Here is an 18,111-nt window from a genome sequence, read left to right as displayed (position 1 = left end):
AAAACGGAAAAGAAGGTAAATCCTGTCCCGTTCTGGACGGGACGCGCCGCCGCTTCAGGCGATGATGTTGGGGACGGCCTGGTCCTCGAGGATCTTGATCTCGTCCTTCAATCGGAGCTTTCGTTTCTTGAGGCGGGCGAGCTGGACGTCGTCGCTGGTGTTCATGGCATTGAGCGCTTCGATGGCGCTGTCGAGATCACGATGCTCGGTGCGCAAAGTCGCGAGTCGCGACTCCGGATCCTGAGCGGCTGAGTGGTTCCCTTCCATGGGTCTCCCTCGCTCCCTCTCACTTGAGGGGGCTACCTTAAACCTTCGGCAAGCCGCCGTACATATGTGTTGGATCGCCGCCCCCAGGGGAGACAAACCGCGCGGTTCGTGGTTAGATGCAGGTACCCAAGTATGAGGAGAGCTTAACAATGCACCAGGCGCACGTTTCGGCCCTTCAGGCCAAGCATGCCGGTCTCGAAGCCAGGATCATCGAGGAAAGCCAGCGGCCGCTGCCCGACATGGCCACCCTCTCCAGGCTGAAGAAAGAAAAGCTCAAGGTGAAAGAGGAAATGTCGGGCCTTACCGAGCACTAGCAGCCAGCTCGGCAAGGCAGGCCCCAAGAGGGCCAGGCCCGCAAAAAAAGGGCAGGACCGCCGCCCCGGCAAATCTCCGGGGCGGCGTTTTTATTTCGGCCGTGAAAATTCAGTCGTCGCGGGAGATGCGCTCGTTCTTCTCGTGGCGCTCCTGCGCCTCGACGGTCATGGTGGCGATCGGCCGGGCCTCCAGCCGGGCGAGGCTGATCGGCTCCCCGGTCACCTCGCAGAAGCCGTAATCGCCCTGCTCGATGCGGCGCAGCGCCGAGTCGATCTTGGCGATCAGCTTGCGCTGCCGGTCGCGGGTGCGAAGATGGATTCCCCAGTCCGTCTCGCTCGACGCGCGGTCGGTCAGATCCGCTTCCTGGATCGGACCGTTGGCGAGCGCCGCCATCGTCTCGCGCGATTCCTTGACGATGCTTTCCTTCCAGGCGAGCAGCTTCACCCGGAAATAAGCGAGCTGCTCGTCATTCATGAACTCTTCGTTGGCGCTGGGCCGGTAGCCGCCGGCCACCTGGATATGCAAAGCGTCACTATGAAGCGTAGCCATTACCCCTCCACTCCCGTCTCCCCGGCATAAGCCGGAGGGTCCGAACATGGGGCCTGAGGCGATTGTTCTGGCTTCATATGAGCCTCCCACCCCAAGCGCGCCCTATAGTCAGATTTTCTGTAATCACAAGTCATTCAAAGGGGACCGGAAATCCTTTCTGCGCTCGTTTCGCATGCGGCATATGAACAGCAAATGAGCCGTGCGGGCGGGCATAGCGCCGCCTCCCGAATCGGGCCTGCGGGGCGTCCTGTTAACCCTGGCGCGGAGGAATCTGCGGGGGCCTTGTGTTCACGGCCTGAGAGAGTTTGTTCAACAATGGGACGGAAGCCGCCGAATGGGCCCGAATCCGGCTCATAAGTTGGTTAATTCCTTGCGCTTAAACCGATCGTTTGCATCTGCTCGCTAGGTCCGCACCGGCGATGAATTCGGGCTTCGGCCCAGGTTCCTCAAAACCGGACGGTCTGGAACAGGGATGCGGTTATGTCTGTGAGAATGGCTCTTGCGAAACTCTGCGCTTGCACCTGCGGCGGCGCAATCATCGGCGGCAGTGCCGTCCATGTCGCGGAAGGCACGTCTGCGCGGGCCTCGACGGTCGTGGAGCGGTCGGCCGCTTCCTCGCACAGCGCGCGGAGCGCCTCGCGGACAACCTATCGGCGCACGACCACCCGTCGCTCCTCGCATGGCCGCCGGCTGGTCCGCCGCACGGTGCGGCGCGTCGGCTGCGACGCCCCGACCCAGACGGTGACGCGGACGATCATCCCGCCGATGTTCGCTCCCCCGCCGCCGCCCCCGGTGGCGGTCGCATCGAGCGGCGGCTCCAGCGGCATGGTCGTGGTCGGCGGCTCGTCCGGCGGCTTCGGCTTCGGCGGCGGCTTCTTCTCGGGCGGCTTCTTCGGCGGCAGCTCGACGGGCGGCATCATCATCTCGAGCACCTCCTCGGGCGGGTCGACCTCGACCTCCAGCTCGACCGGCGGCAGCTCGACCTCGACCTCCACGGGCGGCTCGTCCACCTCGACCTCTTCGTCGTCCTCGAGCTCCTCCTCCTCGTCCAGCTCGTCCAGCACCTCCTCGTCGACCTCGAGCGGCAGCTCCAGCAAGGGCTCGTCCAGCCACGGTTCCTCGAGCCATGGCTCGTCCAGCCACGGCAGCTCCAGCCACGGCTCCTCGAGCCACGGCTCGTCGAGCTGGGGCAGCTCCAGCCACGGCTCGTCCTCCTGGGGCAGCTCCAGCCACGGCTCGTCGAGCCATGGCAGCTCCAGCTATGGCGGCTCGTCCGGCGGCGGCTCCTCGACCGGCGGCACGCAAGTGCCGGCGCCGCCGATGATCCTGCTGTTCGGCGCCGCCGCCGCGACCCTCGTCGCCCGCAGGCGGCTCGGCAAGAAGCAGGCCGCCGAGGCCTAAAGACCTTCCGCACCCAAGGCCCCGCCGGCACGTCCGGCGGGCCTTTTTCTTTGTCGGGGGACGGGGCTCAGGCGTCCTGCAGGATCTTCTCGATCTCCGGCACCGGCGTGTTGACCAGGTCCTTGGGCAGTTCCGCGACCAGCCGCTTCTCCACCTCCTTGTGATAATGCTTGCGCAGCTCGCCGAGCGTCCGCGGCGGCGCCACGACGACGAGCGCGTCATATTCGTTGCGCAGCGCCCGCTCGTTCAGCATCTCCGCGGTCTCGGAGGCGAAGCGGTCCTCGTCCAGCTGGTGAAAGTCCGCCTCCCCCATCGTGCCGCCCATCCCGGTCGTCGTCTTCATCGCCTGGCCGGCGAGGTCACTGGCGATCTCGTGATGGGCCGCGTCCTTGCGCCCTTCCTTCTCAACGACGCTGAGATTGGGGAAATCGGCATCGCCCTGGTTGCGGAAGAACAGGCTCTTGCGGCCGTCCGCGACGAGAATGACGCTGTTATGGGGGACCTGCATCGCGCGCTCCGTTTGCTGGCTGTCGGCGATTGAACGCAGCGCCCGCGAACTTGGTTGCCGCCGCCGGTGCGCGCCGCCATAGCGGAGGCGATGCGCGTCCTGCTGACCAACGACGACGGCGTGAACGCGCCCGGTCTCGAAGCCCTCGAGCGAATCGCCGCCCGCTTCTCCGACGACATCTGGATCGTCGCGCCGAGCGAGGAGCAGTCCGGGGCCGGCCATTCCCTGACCCTCACCCAACCCCTGCGCCTCCGCAAGCTGGGCGAGCGCCGCTTCTGCGTCACCGGCACGCCGACCGACGCGGTGATGATGGGCCTCGCCCACCTCCTCGCCGACGGCAAGCCGGACCTGATTCTCTCGGGCATCAATCGCGGCGCCAATCTGGGCGAGGACGTGACCTATTCAGGTACCGTCTCCGCCGCGATGGAGGGCGCGCTCGCGGGCATCCCCTCGATCGCGCTCAGCCAGAGCTATGCGCGCGAAGGCATGGGCGACACCGTGCCGTTCGCCGCCGCGGAGGAATGGGCGGAGCGGGTCCTCGCCCCGCTGATCGCCGCTCCCTTCCCGGCCAACACTTTGGTCAACGTGAACTTCCCTGCGCTCGCGCCGGCCGAGATCAAGGGCGTGCGCGTCGTCCGCCAGGGCATTCGCGACTATGGCCGGCTGCGGATCGACAAGCGCACCGATCCGCGCGGCTTCAACTATTACTGGTTCGGCCTGCGACCGATTCACCACACGCCGGGCCATGTGACGGACCTCGAGGCCCTTGCCGACGGTTATGTCACGGTGACGCCGCTGCACCTCGATCTGACGCACGATCCGTCGCTCGCGACTTTGGGCGCCCTCTACGAATGATCAGGCCATTGCTCCGCCGGCGTCTGCGCGAAAGCGTCACGCTGCGGCGCAAGAGCCCGCTGCCCGTCTGGGTGCAGATCGGCTGGCGGGTCGGCCTCGTGCTCGGCCTTCTCGTCTTCGCCGTGCTCGTTCACTGGATCGAGCGCGACGGCCTCAGGGACAATTATGACGGGCATGTCTCCTTCCTTGACGTGATCTATTTCACGATGATCTCGATCACGACCACCGGCTATGGCGACGTCGTTCCCGTGGCCGACAATACGCGGATGTTCGACGCTTTGGTGGTGACGCCGATCCGCGTCTTCTTCGTGCTGATCTTCATCGGCACCGCCTACACCTTCGTTTTCCGCCGGACATGGGACAAATGGCAGATGGCGAGATTGCAAAGAAAGCTGACCGGCCACGTCGTCGTCGCCGGCTATGGGACCAGCGGCTCGGACACGGTGGACGAGCTGATCGCGCGCGGCACGCCGGCCTCCGGGATCGTCGTCGTCGATTGCGAGCCTGAGCCGCTCGAGGCGGCCGAGGCGCTGGGCTGCGCCGTGCTCCAGGGCGACGCCACGCGCGACAAGACGCTGCAGGCCATCCATATCGACCGGGCCAAGGCCCTGGTCGTCTCCGCCGGGCGGGACGACACGTCGATCCTGATCTCGCTGACCGCGCGCCACCTGGCGCCGGGCCTCAAGATCAGCGTCGCCGTCCGCAACGCCGACAACGAGCTGCTCGCCCGCCAGGCGGGGGCGACCACCGTGATCAATCCTGTCAGCTTCGCCGGCCTGCTGCTCGCCGGCTCGACGGAAAGCGCGCATATCGCCGACTATATCGCCGATCTCGCCAGCAGCTCCGGCCGCGTCCAGCTGCACGAGCGCGAGGTCACGGCGGAGGAATGTGGCAAGCCGCTTTCCGCCATCACCAAGGGACTCGGCGTGCGTCTCTACCGCGACGGCAGGCCCTTCGGCTTCTGGGAGCCGGAGGCCCGCTCGCTCGTCCCCGGCGACTGCGTCGTGGAAATCCTGCCAACATCGCGGACCGAGGCGGAACTGGGGCCGACCTGAGGCCAGCCGCCAGTCCCGGGGTTAATCTCAACCGGTCGCTCAGGGCTCGATCGGCATGTCCACACAGAAGATGGGACCATTGGGGTAGATTTGGAAACAGCCCGGCGGCAGGGTGGTCTGGGACCGCACCGTCTGGGTTTGCGCCGCCGCGACCGGAGTTGCCATCGTCGAGAGTGCGAGCGCCGCAGAGCAAAGAAGTGCCTTCATGATTCCTCCCTCGTATTATTACCGTATTAGCTTCGTTGATAAGCCGGGATTCGACTTATTCTTCGAAAGTTATCGATCAATTCTATGTGAGTCAAAGACGATTCTTGAGTTCGGCGATTTTCGCTTGAACAATTTTGACGGTCCTGTCGCCCCTAGGAAAATCGGGCGTTTGCCACTATGTGGCGCGCTCCCATGGAAACGATCGAACTTCCCGCCCCGCCGAAGGTCGGCATGGTGTCGCTTGGCTGTCCCAAGGCCTTGGTCGACAGCGAGCGCATCCTGACCAAGCTGCGTGCCGACGGCTACCAGATGTCGCCCGATTATGCGGGGGCCGATGTCGTGCTGGTCAACACCTGCGGCTTTCTCGACAGCGCCAAGGAAGAGAGCCTCGGCGCGATCGGCGAGGCGATCGCCGAGAACGGGCGGGTGATCGTGACCGGCTGCATGGGCAAGGAAGCCGAGCTGATCCGCGCGCGCTTCCCCGAGGTGCTCGCGATCACCGGCGCGGCGCAATATGAGGATGTGGTCGGCGCGGTCCATGTCGCGGCGCCGATCCCGCCATCCGCCTATCTCAATCTCGTGCCGGATGCGGGCCTGAAGCTCACGCCGCGCCACTACAGCTATCTGAAGATTTCGGAGGGCTGCAACCATCGCTGCGCCTTCTGCATCATCCCGAGCCTGCGCGGCGACCTGGTGAGCCGCCGGCCCGACGCGATCCTGCGCGAGGCGGAGAAGCTGGTCGCGGCTGGGACCAGGGAATTGCTCGTCATCAGCCAGGACACGTCGGCCTATGGCGTCGACCTGAAGCACGCCTCCTGGCCCTGGAAGGGCGGCGAGGTGCGCGCGCACATGACCGACCTCGCCCGCGAGCTCGGCAAGCTCGGCGCCTGGGTGCGGCTCCATTACGTCTATCCCTATCCGCACGTGGACAAGGTGGTGCCGTTGATGGCGGAGGGGCTCGTCCTCCCCTATCTCGACATCCCCTTCCAGCACGCCTCGCCGACGGTGCTGAAGGCGATGAAGCGGCCGGCCAACGAGGCCAAGGTGCTGGAGCGGATCCGCGGCTGGCGCGAGATCTGCCCCGACATCGCGATCCGCTCGACCTTCATCGTCGGCTTTCCCGGCGAGACGGACGCGGATTTCGACTATCTCCTCGAATGGCTGGACGAGGCGCAACTCGACCGGGTCGGCGCCTTCAAGTTCGAACCGGTCAGCGGCGCGGCGGCAAACGACCTGCCCGGCGTGGTGCCGGAAGCGGTCAAGGAAGAGCGCTACGCCCGCTTCATGGAGAAGACCGCCGCCATCTCCGCCGCCAGGCTCGAAGCGAAGATCGGCCGCACGCTCGACGTGATCATCGACGCGGTCGACCCCGAAGGCGGCGCGACCGGCCGCTCGCAGGCCGACGCGCCCGAGATCGACGGCGAGGTCCACCTGCGGGACGCCGGCCATCTGCAGCAAGGCGACATCGTCCCGGTCCTCGTCGAGGATGCGGACGAGCACGACCTGTATGGGGTGCCGGCCCGGGCCCCGGGCACGGCCGGCCTCCGCCGGTTGGCGGTGCGGGCGCGGTTGGGCTAAGGCGCGGCCATGATCGATCTCAAAGCCCTGCTGAAGCCCGATCAGGGCCAGCCCGCCACCCCACTCCACCTCGTCGACAAGAAGGGCTTCGAGGCCTGGCTGAAGGAGCAGCCGGCGCGGGCGCGCAAGGCGGTCGAGGCGCAGGGCTTCAAGGGCGAGGGCTTCCAGCTCGCCATCCTCCCCGGCGAGCGCGACGAATGGACGGCGGTGCTCGGCGTCGCCAATGTCGACGAGCTCAGCCCCTGGTGCCTCGCCAAGGCCGCGGAGAGCCTGCCCGAGGGCCTTTATCGCGTCGCCGGGCGCGGGCCCGGGCCGGCGGTGCTCGGCTGGCTGCTCGGCCAGTACCGGTTCGAGCGCTACAAGAAGGAGCCGTCGGCCAGGGGCGCGCGCGTGCTGCTGACCGACGAGCCGGCGCGGATCGACGAGGCGGTGCTGCAGGCGGAGGCGACCTTCCTGGTTCGCGACCTGGTCAACATCCCTGCCGGCGATCTCGGCCCCGCCGAGCTGGAAATGGCCGTGCTGGCGCTGGCCGACGAGTCGGGCGCGCAGGTCAATGTCACCCGCGACGAGGCGCTGACCGAGGGCTATCCGATGATCGCCGCGGTGGGCCGCGCCGCCGCACGGGGCCGCGAGCCGCGGCTGCTCGAGCTGGACCATGGCGACCAGCGCCATCCCCGCATCGCCGTGGTCGGCAAGGGAGTCTGCTTCGATTCGGGTGGCCTGGACATCAAGCCCTCGGCCGGCATGCGGCTGATGAAGAAGGATATGGGCGGCGCCGCGCACGCGCTGGCGCTGGCGCGGCTGATCATCAAGAGCCGGCTGCCGGTCCGGCTGCACCTGCTCATTCCGGCAGTCGAGAATGCGGTGTCCGGCGCCGCCTTCCGGCCCGGCGACATATTGAAGAGCCGCAACGGCCTCACCGTCGAGGTCGGCAATACCGATGCCGAGGGGCGGCTGATCCTCGCCGACGCACTGACCCGGGCGCTCGAGCAGAAGCCCGAGCTGATCGTCGACTTCGCCACCCTGACCGGCGCCGCCCGCGTCGCGCTCGGGCCGGACCTCCCGGCCCTCTTCGTCAATGACGAGGGGCTGGCGGAGGCTTTGCTGGCCAGCGGGACGCAGGTGTCCGATCCGCTCTGGCGGATGCCGCTCTGGGAGCCCTATGCGGAAATGCTGTCCTCGGACGTCGCCGATCTCGGCAATGTCGCCGACGCGCCGATGGCCGGGGCGGTGACCGCGGCGCTGTTCCTGCAGAAATTCGTGCCCGCGGGCACCGCCTGGGCGCATCTCGACACCTTCGCCTGGCGGTCGGCCGCGAAGCCCGGCCGGCCCAAAGGCGGCGACGCGCTGGGCCTCCGTGCCGCTTGGGAAATGCTCAAGGGCCGCTTCGGGAAATGACGAAGTTGCTCCTTTTTAAGACAGAATCGCAACAAAAAGGCGGCTGACTGGTTCTTGCCCCGTAACGTCGACAGGTAAATCTGGAGCAGTTCCCGTGGCAGACCAAGCCCTTGGCAGCTGGATGCGCACCCTCATCGCTTATGTGCGCTCCGGCGAGCCCGACCTCACCAACCGGCAGATGGCGCTCATGCTGCTTGTCTATCTGACCCCGGGGCCGCACACCGTGCGCGGCCTCGCGGAGCGGCTGGGCGTGTCGAAACCCGTGATCACGCGCGCCTTGAATACATTGGGCGCGCTCGGCTATCTGCGGCGCGTTCGCGATGAGAGCGATCGGCGTAACGTCTTCGTCGCGAAGACCGGCAGTGGACAGGACTTCCTTGAAAGCTTCGAACGTAATCTCGAGCAGGCAAGCCAGCGCGGCGGAAACGAAAGCGGCGGACGCACCGCCGGATCCGCAGCCTCCGGCGAACGGAGCCTCCTCTTCCAGAACGGATGAGTGGTTCCGCCTGACCGGACCGTCGCTGACGCTCGATCCGCGCATTCACGCCTATCGCGACGACATCGCCGATATCGGGCTGGCCGGCCAGGTGCTGGCCCCCCATTATGCGCGCCCCCTGGTCCGCGGCTGCGGCTCGCGCGCCGCCACGATCCACGCCGCCCCCGACGAGAACAGCCAGGCGATCACCGAATTGCTGCCCGGCGAGGAGTTCGCCGTGCTCGAATATGCGGGCGGCTGGGCCTGGGGCTATGGCCGCGCCGATCATGTCACCGGCTATGTCGAGGCGATCGCGCTCGTCGATCCGATCGTGGCGACGCACATCGTCTGCGAGAAATGCGCGCCGGTCGCGCCGGACGGCCGCATCACCTCGACGATCATCGCGCATCTGCCGATGGGCGCGCGCCTGCACGGCCAGGAGCAGGGCGCCTGCCTCACGACCGAATATGGCTGCGTCAGCCTCGCCCATCTCCGGCCGCTGGGCGATTGCGAGCCCGATCCGGTGCGGAGCGCCGAGCGGCTGATGAATGTACCCTACCGGGCCGGCGGCCGGACGCTGGAGGGCATTGACGGGCCCGGCCTGATCCAGCTCGCGCTCAGCCTGGCCGGCCTGCCCGCGCCGCATTTCACCGACCAGCAGCGCCGGCTCGGCAGCGAGGTGCCGGACCTCGCGCCGTCGCGGCGCGGCGACCTCGTCTTCGGCGAGGAGGGGGGCAGCGGGCTGATGATCGACGACCTGCTGATGATCCATGCCAGCCGCGCCGCCGGCAAGGTCACCGTCTCGCCGGCGTCCAGCCTCGGCAACCTCGTCCGCCGACGGCTCTGAGCGGCTGGTCTAGACTTCGTCCCGATCGAGCAGCGCCTGCGCAGCCTCGACATCGCCCTCGGCGACCGCGAGTGCGGCCGCGACGGAGACTTGCATCGCCTCGTCTGCGGATGAGCCGTGCCGGCTCGCGACCTCAACGAGACCAGCAATCGCGCCCAGATAGGCATCGGCGAGTTCGGGCGGCAGCTCGGGTGCGTGCCCTGTTTTGCGGGCGATTTCGACCGACGTGGGAAACAGCAGGAACGAGAAATCGATTGGCCCCCGAGCCGCCAGCGCAATCCGGATCACATGCGGCACGGTTGCATAGGAAGCCGTATAGGCGTCGTCCTGGTGGCTCAGAGCGGACCAGAGACTAGACCAGGGCTCGTCTTCAAAATCCCCCGTTGGCCCGGGCGAGGCTTCGAGCGCCCGCAACAAATCGGGGATATCCGATGCAGCCCCGTACGCGTGGTGAAGCGCGTTCCAGCGCGGATCGTCGAGCGCCAGCATTGCTAGGGCAGCTCGCCCCGCGCCCGCCGGATGGCGCGCCAGCGCTCGACATTGGCATTGTGCTCGGCCAGCGTGTTCGCGAAGACGTGCCCGCCGGTGCCGTCGGCGACGAAATAGAGCGCCGGGGTCGGCGCCGGGTTGAGCACCGCGGCGATCGAGGCGCGGCCCGGATTGGCGATTGGGCCGACCGGCAGCCCGCTCATCGCATAGGTGTTATAGCCGTTGCGGGCCCTGAGCTCGGACAGCAGGATGCGCCGGCCGAGCGGACGCCCCCGGGTGACCGGATAGATGACGGTCGGATCGGCCTGGAGCGGCATGTTCTGCCGCAGGCGGTTCGAATAGACGCCGGCGACCAGGCGGCGCTCGGCGGCCCTGGCGGTCTCCTTCTCGACGATCGAGGCGAGGATGATCGCCTGCTCGGGCGTGGTCACCGCCGCCGCGGGCCGCCGCGCCGCCCAGAGCCGCGCCAGTTCGGCGCGCATCGCATTCTGCATCCGCGCGAGCACCGCCGCCCGGCTCTCCCCGCGCCGGTAGGTATAGCCGCCGGGCAGCACGCTGCCCTCGGCCGGCACCGCCACGTCGCCGCTCAGATATTGGGCCGCCAGCAGCCGGTCTCGCACGAGCACCGAGGGCAGCCCTTCGGGGATGACGACGGTGCGGACCACCGGCCGCCCGTGCTGGAGCTGGTCGAGAATCCGGGCCGCGCTGGCGCCGCGGGGAATGACGAACTCGCCGGTCTGGATCGGGTCGCGCGAGCCGAGCACGCGCGCGAAGAAGCGGAAGCTGCCCGCCCCGCCCCTGATCAGGCCCTGCTCGGCCAATTGGTCCGCGACCCGGCTGACGCTCGTGCCCTCGGCGACGATCAATGTCGTATCCTGCCCCGCCGGCCCCGGCCCGGCCCAGAGCAGCCAGACGGAAAGGAGCGCCGCCAGCAGCAGCGCCACCGGCACGAAGATCAATATACGCCGTTTCGTGACGAGGCGGCGCATGGCGAACCCTGTCCTCAGATCGATTTCATCACCAGGCTGGCATTGGTGCCGCCGAAGCCGAAGCTGTTGTTCAGCACCGCCTTCACCTCGCGCTGCCGCGCCTTGTGCGGCACGAGATCGACGCCTTCCGTGCCCTCGTCCGGATTGTCGAGGTTGAGCGTCGGCGGCACGATCTGGTCGCGGATCGCGAGGATGCAGAAGATCGACTCCACCGCGCCGGCGCCGCCGAGCAGATGGCCGATCGCCGACTTGGTCGAGCTCATCGAGACCTTGCCGATCGCATTGCCGAACAGCCGCTTCACCGCGCCGAGCTCGATCGTGTCGGCCATGGTCGAGGTGCCGTGCGCGTTGATATAGTCGATGTCGGCGGGCGTCAGCCCGGCCTTCTTCAGCGCCATCTCCATCGACCGGTAGGCGCCGAAGCCTTCGGGGTGCGGCGCAGTGACGTGATGCGCGTCGCCGGACAGGCCGTAGCCCACGACCTCCGCATAGATTTTCGCGCCGCGCTTTTTGGCATGCTCATATTCCTCGAGCACGATCACGCCGGCGCCCTCGCCCATGACGAAGCCGTCGCGGTCCTTGTCATAGGGCCGGCTCGCCTGCTCGGGGCGGTCATTATAGGTCATGTTCAGCGCGCGGGCCTGGGCGAAGCCGGCAATGCCGATCGGACAGATGGTCGCCTCGGCGCCGCCCGCCAGCATGATGTCGGCATCGTCGTCGCGGATCATCCGCGCCGCGTCGCCGATCGAATGGGCGCCCGTGGAACAGGCCGTCACGACCGCATGGTTCGGCCCCATCAGCCCGTATTTGATGCTCACCTGGCCCGAGATCAGGTTGATCAGCCGCCCGTGCACGAAGTGCGGCGAGACCCGGCCCGGCCCCTTCTCGGCCAGCAACAGGCTCTCGCTCTCGATCCCCGGCAGGCCGCCGATCCCCGAGCCGATCGAGACGCCGGTGCGCAGCCGCGTCGCCTCGTCCATGTCGGTCAGGCCCGCATCCTCCAGCGCCTGCCCGGCCGCGTCGAGGCCGTAGATGATGAAGGGATCGACCTGCCGCTGGATCTTGTGATCGACCCGCTTGCCCGGGTCGAAGCCATATTCGTGGTCGGCCGGCTTCACCTCGCAGGCGATCGTGCATTTCTGGTCGCTGGCGTCGAACCTGGTGATCGGCCCGGCGCCGCTCTTTCCTGCGATCAGGTTCCGCCAGCTGGTCTCGACGTCCCCGCCCAGCGGCGTGACAAGACCCAGACCAGTAACAACGACGCGGCGCATGGGCGCACTCCTTGGAAGACAAAACGGCTCCCCGAGCTAAGGCGGGGAGCCGTTATTTCAATGATCGGCTCTTGTCACCGCCTCGGGGCGGGAGACCTCGCAGGCCGCTCAGGCCTTGTTCTGGTCGATATAGTCGATCGCGTCCTTGACGGTGGTGATCTTCTCGGCGGCATCGTCCGGAATCTCCACCCCGAACTCCTCCTCGAAGGCCATGACGAGCTCGACGATATCCAGGCTGTCCGCGCCCAGATCGTCGATGAAGCTGGCCTCTTCGGTGACCTTGTCGGCCTCGACGCCGAGATGCTCGACAACGATCTTCTTAACGCGGTCGGAAGTCTCGCTCATATTCCACCTTTCCCTAGCGGTGTTTCTTTGTTGGGACACGCCCTAGCCGCTCCCAAGGCCCTTAGGCAAGTGTGGAAGCCGTGCAGGGAATGCACTCACCTGTCGGCGAACCACGACCTGATGCTCGCCATCGCGAACCGGGAGGCGATGTAAATCCCCATCATGGTGAGCTTCTCTTCGCTTTGCCGGGATTGCGGCCCGGCAAGCGACATCATGTAGCGCCGGTTGCGCTCGACGAAGCCGAGAGCCGCTGCCCGGGCGGCGTTCAGATCGGCCGACACGTCCTGCAGCCCCTGGTCCGCGGCCAGTCTCCGCTCCAGCGAAGCGACGTCGATGCCATGTGCGACAAGCCGCCGACGTGCCAGATCGACGGCAACGGCAACGAAGACATAGCCCGTCGCCCGGCCGGTGGCATCCGGAGGCCAGTCAAAACGGCCGGCACAGAGCTGTGCGACGCGATGCACGGATTGCGTCCGCGGGTCAGTGTTTGGGCGTTGCTCGACGATCACCTGCTCGAGTGCGGTTCGCTCGGCTGCGGTCATTTCCGCCAACGGGCAATCCAGCTGCGCCGGATGGGCATAGAGCAAGGTCGCAGCGAGCAGGCCTGTAATCATCCACGATCCCCGGAATTCTCTAAAGCTTATGCGGCGGCCGGACGATCGTCCAGCATGCTTAACCCTTCCTTTCCGGCTGTCCCGCCATAACCTCCCCCATGATCGAGAGGCTCCGCGACGGCAGCTGGCTGACCGCCGACCGCATCCGTGCGGTTGCGCTGGTGTCGCTCGCCCTCACGGTCCTTTCGCTTCTCTACCTGCTCGCGACCGCGCACGGCACCCTGGACGCCTGGGGGCGGCCGCTGGGGACCGATTTCTCCAACGTCTGGACCGCCGGGCAGATGGCGCTGGAAGGGCGCGCCCCCGAAGCCTGGGACTGGGCGGCGCATTATCAGGTGCAGCAGGCAGCCCACGGCGATCCGGCCGTGCCCTTCTACGGCTGGCACTATCCCCCGCCCTTCCTGCTGCTGGCGGGCGTCCTGGCCCTGCTGCCCTATCTCGCCGCCCTCGCCGTCTGGCAGGCGGCCTCGCTCTGGGCGGCTGCGAAGACCTTCCGCGCGATCCTGCACGGCCGGCCGGCACTGCTGGTCGCGCTCGGCGCGCCGGTCGTGCTGGTCTGCCTGACCCATGGCCATAACGGCTTCCTGACCGCCGCTTTGCTCGGTGGCGGCCTCCTGCTGCTCGACCGCAAGCCGCTGCTGGCGGGCCTGCTGTTCGGGTGCCTCGTCTACAAGCCGCAATTCGCGCTTGTGGTGCCGTTGCTGCTGCTCGCCGGCGGCCATGTCCGGGCGATCGCCGGCGCCTTCCTCTCGGCCGCCTTCCTGATCGGCGCGACGCTCGCCATCTGGGGCTGGCCGGTCTGGCAGGCCTTCCTCGATTCGCTGCCGCTCACCCGCCAGATCGTGATCGAGCAGGGCGAGACCGGCTGGCACAAGATCCAGAGCCTGTTCGCGATGGTGCGCATGTGGGGCGGCTCGGTGCCGCTCGCTTATACGCTGCAGGGGGCGGCGACCCTGGCGGCGATGGGCGCGACTTTCTGGCTGGCCCGCACCGCCCGGCCGAACCTGCGCAATGCCGCCGCCTGCGCCGCGGCCATGCTCTCGACGCCCTATGTGCTGGACTACGACCTGGTCGTGCTCGGCCTCGGCGCGGCCTTCCTCGTCGCGGACGGCATGGAGCGCGGCTTCCGCCCCTGGGAGAAAAGCCTGCTCGCCCTGGTCTGGATCGCCCCGCTCGTCTCGCGCACCTTGGCCGGGGCGGCTCTGGTGCCCCTCGGGCAGATCGCCATCGTCACCGTGCTCGCCCTTGCGCTGCGCCGCGCGCTGGCGTTGGACGGCGGCGGCCTTCTGCCTAGAGCATCGCCATCCCGCCATTGACGTGCAGCGTCTGGCCGGTGACGTAGCCCGCCTCGCGGCTCGCTAGATAGACTGCGGCAGCGGCGATGTCCTCGCCCGTACCGAGATCGCCGACCGGGATGCGGCCGAGCAAGGCCTCCTTCTGCGCGTCGGGCAGGACGTCGGTCATCGCCGAGCGGATGAAGCCCGGCGCGATGCAGTTGACGGTGATGCCGCGCGACGCGACCTCCTGCGCCAGCGCCTTGGACATGCCGATGATGCCGGCCTTGGACGCCGCATAATTGGCCTGGCCGGGATTGCCGGTGACGCCGACCACGGAGGTCACCGAGATGATCCGGCCGAAGCGGGCGCGCATCATCGGCTTCAGCGCCGCGCGGGCGAGGCGGAAGGCGGCCTCCAGGTTGATGCGGATCACGTCGGACCATTCCTCGTCCTTCATCCGCATGGCGAGATTGTCGCGGGTAACGCCGGCATTGTTCACGAGGATGTCGATCTGGCCCAGCGCCTCCACCGCCTGCGGCACCAGCGCATCGACTGCGGCGCCGTCGGAAAGGTTGCAGGCAATCGCAACATGATCGCCGCCCAGCCCAGCGCGAAACGCTTCGAGCTTCTCCACATTGGAGCCCGAGACGGCGAGCCGCGCCCCCTGCGCCGCCAGCCCCTTCGCGATCGCCGAGCCGATCCCGCCCGAGGCGCCGGTGACGAGTGCGGTCATTCCTGAAAGGTCGAACATGTGCCTCTCCCTGTCCGTGATCCGGACGCCTAAATTGCCTTCACCAGCGCGTCGATGTCCTCCATTGCGATCACGCTGGTGACCTCGACCTCGGGGGCGATGCGTTTGACCATCGGGCCGAGGACCTTGCCGCCGAACTCGACGAAGTGGGTGACGCCGGCAGCCGCCATGTTGGCGACGCTCTCGCGCCAGCGGACCATGCCGGTGACCTGCTCGACGAGCAACTCGCGGATCGTGTCGGGGCTGTCGACCGGCGCGGCGGTGACGTTGGCGTAAAGCGAGACCGCAGGCGGCTCCATCGCCGCACCCGCCAGCGCCTGCTGCATCGCCTCGGCCGCCGGCTTCATCAGCGGGCAGTGGAAGGGCGCGGAGACCGGCAGCAGAATCGCCCGTTTCGCGCCCTTGTCCTTCGCGAGCTCGAGCGCCCGCCCGATCGCGGTCCGGTGGCCGGAGATCACGACCTGCGAGGGATCATTGTCGTTCGCGACGGTGCAGATTTCCCCCTCGGCGGCCGCGTCGCAGATCGCCTGGGCGATGGCGAGGTCGGCGCCGAGCAGGGCGGCCATCGCGCCCTCCCCCACCGGCACCGCCGCCTGCATCGCCTGGCCGCGCGTCTTCAGCAGCCGCGCCGCGGTGGCAAGGTCGAAGGTGCCGGCCGCATAGAGCGCCGAATATTCGCCCAGGGAGTGGCCGGCGACGAAATCCGCCTTGGCCTGGAGATCGATGCCGGACGCGCGCAAGGCGGCGACCGCATTGGCCATGATCGCCGGCTGGGCATTTTCGGTCAGGGTCAGCTCCTCCGCCGGCCCCTCGGCCATCAGCCGCGCCAGATTCTGGCCGAGCGCCTCGTCCACCTCCTCGAAGACCGCGCGGGCGTCCTTGCTCGCGTCGGCGAGCGCCTTGCCCATGCCGACCGACTGGCTCCCCTGCCCCGGAAAAATGAATGCGCGCATGTCTGCCTCCTGTTGCGCGGGGCTGGTAGGCCAGCGCCTCGATCAAGCGCAAGCCGCGAGATGCACCTTTCCTCGACGCCATGCTATGGGACGACCGGGAGGCGCCATGCTGCTGTCACGTCGTTTCTTGATCGGGAGTGCCCTGTCCTTCGCGATGTTCTCCAGGGCCGCCAACGCGGTGAGCGAGCCGGGCGTTCCTGCATTCGATCGCGAACTGCGCGTCCCGGTGCGCGGGGGCAATATCTATGCCCGGGTGAACGGAAATCTGGATGGGCCGCGCGCGCCTCTCCTGTTCGTGCATGGCGGCCCGGGCGCGGCGCTCTGGCAGTTCTTTCCGGCTTTGCCGCTGGCCGCGGATCGCGCAGTCATTCTTTACGATCAGCTCGATTCCGGCCGGTCGGACGCCCCCGGCAATTCCGCCAACTGGACCGTCGAGCGCTTTGTGGACGAGATCGAGGCGATCCGTACCGCCCTCGACCTACAGTCTCTGCATATCCTCGGCCACAGCTGGGGCGGCATCGTGGCGAATCGCTATGCCGCCCGCCGTCCGCGCGGACTCCGAAGCCTGATCCTGCAGGGTGCGCCGCTGTCGGCCCGCCGCTTCAAGGACGGCGTACTGACCCTTGCGGCCGAGCTTCCGGCCGAGGACGCCGCCCTCATCGCAACCCGCCACCGCGACGGCAGGGCCGCGGTCGACGCTGCGGCCTACCGCCGGGCGACCACCGCCTTCATGCGCCGCTATATCGGCCGCACCAGCATGCGCGACGTCGCAATGCCCTATATGGCGCCGACGCCCGAGGACCGGGGCCAGGCGGTCGGCGACTTCATGGTCGGCAACGATCTGTTCGGCGCCGGCTTTGAAGGCGCGCTCGCCGGCTATGACGACGAGCCATTGCTGTCGCGGATCCGGGTGCCGACCCTGTTGCTGCGGGGCGAGTTCGACATCGTGACGCGCGAGGGGACCAGAGCGCTTTTGCCGCGCCTGCGGAACGGAAGCTATGCGGAAATCGCCGGGGCCGGCCATATGGCCCAGTTCGATCAGCCCAGGATCTGGCGCGACACGCTCGCCGCTTTCGTCGCCCGCCATGACAATGACCCGGCGAGACGCAATCGGGGAGGCCAGGCCGGATCATGGCGGGGGTCGGCGGTTGCCCCCTCCCCGGCTGCCCCCTGCGCGGCTCGCGGAGTCGCGGACGGAGGGTATCGAGGCGGCGCCCGCCGGGGTTGATTTTTCTCCCGCTTTCGGCCACATGCCCGCCCATCCGGGGCGAGAGCTGTGGCTTTCGGCCCCGGAATTGCTTTGAGACGACAGCCGGAGGGGCGTCCGCAACGGGCGGCGTCAGCGATCGGCCAAGAGAAGGAAATGCGCCACATGCCGCTCTACGAGCATGTCTTTTTGGCGCGTCAGGACCTGGCCCAGGCCCAGGTGGACGCGCTGGCGGAAAACGCCACCAGGATCATCGAGGACAATGGCGGCAAGGTCGTCAGGACCGAGACCTGGGGCCTCCGCAACATCGCCTACCGCATCCAGAAGAACCGCAAGGCGCATTATGTCGCGCTCGATTTCGAGGCGCCGGCGCCGGTCGTCGCGGAGCTGGAGCGCCAGACCCAGATCAACGAGGACGTGATCCGCTACATGACCGTGCGCGTCGACTCGCACGAACAGGGCCCGTCGGCGATGATGCGCCGCGGCGAGCGCGACCGCGATCGTGGCGATCGTGGCGACAGGGGTGATCGCGGCGGCCGCGACCGCGCTCCCCGCGACTTCGCCGACGCTTGAGCGAAAGGACCAGCAACATGGCACGCCCATTTTTCCGCCGCCGCAAGAGCTGCCCCTTCTCGGGCAAGGACGCTCCGGTCATCGACTATAAGGACGTCCGGCTTCTGCAGGGCTTCGTCTCCGAGCGGGGCAAGATCGTCCCCAGCCGGATCACCGCCGTCTCCGGCAAGAAGCAGCGCGAGCTGGC

Annotated in this window: 23 protein-coding genes; 11 read left to right on the top strand and 12 right to left on the bottom strand. The window is 67.8% G+C overall.

Features of this window, described 5'->3' with window-relative positions:
* Window positions 1-54 precede the first annotated feature (54 nt).
* The gene (locus tag VEC11_RS13245; RefSeq protein ID WP_464132096.1) at window positions 55-267 is read right to left on the bottom strand and encodes a YdcH family protein; all 213 of its coding nucleotides are present in this window, start codon (window positions 265-267) and stop codon (window positions 55-57) included.
* Window positions 268-416: 149 nt separating this feature from the next.
* Here VEC11_RS13245 and VEC11_RS13240 point away from each other — a divergent pair, with 149 nt between their 5' ends.
* Complete coding sequence (locus VEC11_RS13240; protein ID WP_464132094.1) at window positions 417-581, top strand: DUF465 domain-containing protein; 165 nt, start codon at window positions 417-419, stop codon at window positions 579-581.
* Window positions 582-690: 109 nt separating this feature from the next.
* On the opposite strand, the gene dksA is transcribed toward VEC11_RS13240, so the two are convergent.
* The 3 genes from dksA to VEC11_RS13225 all read right to left on the bottom strand — a co-directional run bounded on the left by dksA (window position 691) and on the right by VEC11_RS13225 (window position 3,040).
* Window positions 691-1,131, bottom strand: a complete 441-nt coding sequence (gene dksA, locus VEC11_RS13235; RefSeq protein ID WP_464132092.1) for an RNA polymerase-binding protein DksA — start codon at window positions 1,129-1,131, stop codon at window positions 691-693.
* A gap of 647 nt (window positions 1,132-1,778) precedes the next feature.
* Window positions 1,779-2,228 carry a hypothetical protein gene (locus VEC11_RS13230; RefSeq protein WP_464132090.1) on the bottom strand — a complete coding sequence of 150 codons (450 nt, stop codon included), beginning with the start codon at window positions 2,226-2,228 and terminating at the stop codon, window positions 1,779-1,781.
* Window positions 2,229-2,599: 371 nt separating this feature from the next.
* Entirely contained in the window at window positions 2,600-3,040 is a 441-nt protein-coding gene (locus tag VEC11_RS13225) for a host attachment family protein (protein WP_464132088.1), read from the bottom strand.
* A 90-nt stretch (window positions 3,041-3,130) separates the two neighbouring features.
* Between VEC11_RS13225 and surE the strand changes: the two genes are divergently transcribed.
* Together surE and VEC11_RS13215 are read left to right on the top strand one after the other, a co-directional pair.
* Window positions 3,131-3,895, top strand: a complete 765-nt coding sequence (surE, locus tag VEC11_RS13220) for a 5'/3'-nucleotidase SurE (protein WP_464132086.1) — start codon at window positions 3,131-3,133, stop codon at window positions 3,893-3,895.
* Complete coding sequence (locus tag VEC11_RS13215) at window positions 3,892-4,950, top strand: potassium channel family protein (protein WP_464132084.1); 1,059 nt, start codon at window positions 3,892-3,894, stop codon at window positions 4,948-4,950. The genes surE and VEC11_RS13215 overlap by 4 nt, the downstream gene beginning before the upstream one ends.
* A 39-nt stretch (window positions 4,951-4,989) precedes the next feature.
* Here the strand turns inward: VEC11_RS13215 and VEC11_RS13210 are convergent, their stop codons facing one another.
* Entirely contained in the window at window positions 4,990-5,157 is a 168-nt protein-coding gene (locus tag VEC11_RS13210; protein ID WP_464132082.1) for a hypothetical protein, read from the bottom strand.
* A gap of 231 nt (window positions 5,158-5,388) precedes the next feature.
* Between VEC11_RS13210 and rimO the strand changes: the two genes are divergently transcribed.
* The 4 genes from rimO (at window position 5,389) to VEC11_RS13190 (ending at window position 9,455) form a co-directional block, all read left to right on the top strand.
* On the top strand, window positions 5,389-6,735 hold the full coding sequence (gene rimO / locus VEC11_RS13205) for a 30S ribosomal protein S12 methylthiotransferase RimO (protein WP_464132320.1): 1,347 nt from the start codon (window positions 5,389-5,391) through the stop codon (window positions 6,733-6,735).
* Between the two features lie 9 nt (window positions 6,736-6,744).
* Window positions 6,745-8,133, top strand: coding sequence for a leucyl aminopeptidase family protein (locus VEC11_RS13200; protein WP_464132079.1), 1,389 nt, complete (start codon window positions 6,745-6,747; stop codon window positions 8,131-8,133).
* 121 nt (window positions 8,134-8,254) lie between these two features.
* A complete protein-coding gene (locus tag VEC11_RS13195; protein ID WP_464132077.1) occupies window positions 8,255-8,629 on the top strand; it encodes a MarR family transcriptional regulator in 375 nt (124 codons plus the stop codon).
* A 91-nt stretch (window positions 8,630-8,720) separates the two neighbouring features.
* Window positions 8,721-9,455, top strand: coding sequence for a C40 family peptidase (locus tag VEC11_RS13190; RefSeq protein ID WP_464132075.1), 735 nt, complete (start codon window positions 8,721-8,723; stop codon window positions 9,453-9,455).
* A gap of 9 nt (window positions 9,456-9,464) precedes the next feature.
* Here the strand turns inward: VEC11_RS13190 and VEC11_RS13185 are convergent, their stop codons facing one another.
* The 5 genes from VEC11_RS13185 to VEC11_RS13165 form a co-directional block, all read right to left on the bottom strand.
* Window positions 9,465-9,944 (bottom strand): hypothetical protein, encoded by a 480-nt coding sequence (locus VEC11_RS13185; protein ID WP_464132073.1) that lies wholly within the window; start codon window positions 9,942-9,944, stop codon window positions 9,465-9,467.
* 2 nt (window positions 9,945-9,946) lie between these two features.
* The gene (gene mltG, locus VEC11_RS13180; RefSeq protein ID WP_464132071.1) at window positions 9,947-10,933 is read right to left on the bottom strand and encodes an endolytic transglycosylase MltG; all 987 of its coding nucleotides are present in this window, start codon (window positions 10,931-10,933) and stop codon (window positions 9,947-9,949) included.
* Window positions 10,934-10,947: 14 nt separating this feature from the next.
* Window positions 10,948-12,204 (bottom strand): beta-ketoacyl-ACP synthase II, encoded by a 1,257-nt coding sequence (fabF, locus tag VEC11_RS13175; RefSeq protein ID WP_464132069.1) that lies wholly within the window; start codon window positions 12,202-12,204, stop codon window positions 10,948-10,950.
* Window positions 12,205-12,312: 108 nt separating this feature from the next.
* The gene (locus VEC11_RS13170; protein ID WP_395613342.1) at window positions 12,313-12,549 is read right to left on the bottom strand and encodes an acyl carrier protein; all 237 of its coding nucleotides are present in this window, start codon (window positions 12,547-12,549) and stop codon (window positions 12,313-12,315) included.
* A gap of 95 nt (window positions 12,550-12,644) precedes the next feature.
* Window positions 12,645-13,163, bottom strand: a complete 519-nt coding sequence (locus VEC11_RS13165) for a hypothetical protein (RefSeq protein ID WP_464132065.1) — start codon at window positions 13,161-13,163, stop codon at window positions 12,645-12,647.
* A 98-nt stretch (window positions 13,164-13,261) separates the two neighbouring features.
* On the opposite strand from VEC11_RS13165, the gene VEC11_RS13160 reads away from it, so the two are divergent.
* Window positions 13,262-14,479 (top strand): glycosyltransferase family 87 protein, encoded by a 1,218-nt coding sequence (locus VEC11_RS13160; protein ID WP_464132063.1) that lies wholly within the window; start codon window positions 13,262-13,264, stop codon window positions 14,477-14,479.
* Here VEC11_RS13160 and fabG read toward each other — a convergent pair.
* Together fabG and fabD are read right to left on the bottom strand one after the other, a co-directional pair.
* The gene (fabG, locus tag VEC11_RS13155) at window positions 14,454-15,191 is read right to left on the bottom strand and encodes a 3-oxoacyl-[acyl-carrier-protein] reductase (protein WP_464132061.1); all 738 of its coding nucleotides are present in this window, start codon (window positions 15,189-15,191) and stop codon (window positions 14,454-14,456) included. The genes VEC11_RS13160 and fabG overlap by 26 nt on opposite strands.
* Before the next feature lie 29 nt (window positions 15,192-15,220).
* Entirely contained in the window at window positions 15,221-16,144 is a 924-nt protein-coding gene (gene fabD / locus VEC11_RS13150; protein WP_464132059.1) for an ACP S-malonyltransferase, read from the bottom strand.
* On the opposite strand from fabD, the gene VEC11_RS13145 reads away from it, so the two are divergent.
* The 3 genes from VEC11_RS13145 to rpsR form a co-directional block, all read left to right on the top strand.
* Window positions 16,098-17,372, top strand: a complete 1,275-nt coding sequence (locus VEC11_RS13145) for an alpha/beta fold hydrolase (protein WP_464132055.1) — start codon at window positions 16,098-16,100, stop codon at window positions 17,370-17,372. The two genes, fabD and VEC11_RS13145, sit on opposite strands and share 47 nt — an antisense overlap.
* 144 nt (window positions 17,373-17,516) lie before the next feature.
* A complete protein-coding gene (rpsF, locus tag VEC11_RS13140; RefSeq protein WP_464132318.1) occupies window positions 17,517-17,924 on the top strand; it encodes a 30S ribosomal protein S6 in 408 nt (135 codons plus the stop codon).
* Between the two features lie 17 nt (window positions 17,925-17,941).
* The coding region (rpsR, locus tag VEC11_RS13135; RefSeq protein ID WP_464132316.1) for a 30S ribosomal protein S18 at window positions 17,942-18,111 on the top strand (170 nt) is incomplete at its 3' end.

The organism is Allosphingosinicella sp. (genome assembly GCF_035626655.1).
Classification (GTDB): Bacteria; Pseudomonadota; Alphaproteobacteria; order Sphingomonadales; family Sphingomonadaceae; genus Allosphingosinicella.
Note: the sequence above shows the minus strand (reverse complement) of the source record. Positions and strands in the feature narration are given on the sequence as shown.

Coding starts and splice junctions, on each gene's coding strand:
- VEC11_RS13245 (WP_464132096.1), bottom strand. CDS start 267: ATGGAAGGGAACCACTCAGCCGCTCAGGATCCGGAGTCGCGACTCGCG.
- VEC11_RS13240 (WP_464132094.1), top strand. CDS start 417: ATGCACCAGGCGCACGTTTCGGCCCTTCAGGCCAAGCATGCCGGTCTC.
- dksA (WP_464132092.1), bottom strand. CDS start 1,131: ATGGCTACGCTTCATAGTGACGCTTTGCATATCCAGGTGGCCGGCGGC.
- VEC11_RS13225 (WP_464132088.1), bottom strand. CDS start 3,040: ATGCAGGTCCCCCATAACAGCGTCATTCTCGTCGCGGACGGCCGCAAG.
- surE (WP_464132086.1), top strand. CDS start 3,131: ATGCGCGTCCTGCTGACCAACGACGACGGCGTGAACGCGCCCGGTCTC.
- VEC11_RS13215 (WP_464132084.1), top strand. CDS start 3,892: ATGATCAGGCCATTGCTCCGCCGGCGTCTGCGCGAAAGCGTCACGCTG.
- VEC11_RS13210 (WP_464132082.1), bottom strand. CDS start 5,157: ATGAAGGCACTTCTTTGCTCTGCGGCGCTCGCACTCTCGACGATGGCA.
- rimO (WP_464132320.1), top strand. CDS start 5,389: ATGGTGTCGCTTGGCTGTCCCAAGGCCTTGGTCGACAGCGAGCGCATC.
- VEC11_RS13200 (WP_464132079.1), top strand. CDS start 6,745: ATGATCGATCTCAAAGCCCTGCTGAAGCCCGATCAGGGCCAGCCCGCC.
- VEC11_RS13195 (WP_464132077.1), top strand. CDS start 8,255: ATGCGCACCCTCATCGCTTATGTGCGCTCCGGCGAGCCCGACCTCACC.
- VEC11_RS13185 (WP_464132073.1), bottom strand. CDS start 9,944: ATGCTGGCGCTCGACGATCCGCGCTGGAACGCGCTTCACCACGCGTAC.
- mltG (WP_464132071.1), bottom strand. CDS start 10,933: ATGCGCCGCCTCGTCACGAAACGGCGTATATTGATCTTCGTGCCGGTG.
- fabF (WP_464132069.1), bottom strand. CDS start 12,204: ATGCGCCGCGTCGTTGTTACTGGTCTGGGTCTTGTCACGCCGCTGGGC.
- VEC11_RS13170 (WP_395613342.1), bottom strand. CDS start 12,549: ATGAGCGAGACTTCCGACCGCGTTAAGAAGATCGTTGTCGAGCATCTC.
- VEC11_RS13165 (WP_464132065.1), bottom strand. CDS start 13,163: ATGATTACAGGCCTGCTCGCTGCGACCTTGCTCTATGCCCATCCGGCG.
- VEC11_RS13160 (WP_464132063.1), top strand. CDS start 13,262: ATGATCGAGAGGCTCCGCGACGGCAGCTGGCTGACCGCCGACCGCATC.
- fabG (WP_464132061.1), bottom strand. CDS start 15,191: ATGTTCGACCTTTCAGGAATGACCGCACTCGTCACCGGCGCCTCGGGC.
- VEC11_RS13145 (WP_464132055.1), top strand. CDS start 16,098: ATGCCGACCGACTGGCTCCCCTGCCCCGGAAAAATGAATGCGCGCATG.
- fabD (WP_464132059.1), bottom strand. CDS start 16,144: ATGCGCGCATTCATTTTTCCGGGGCAGGGGAGCCAGTCGGTCGGCATG.
- rpsF (WP_464132318.1), top strand. CDS start 17,517: ATGCCGCTCTACGAGCATGTCTTTTTGGCGCGTCAGGACCTGGCCCAG.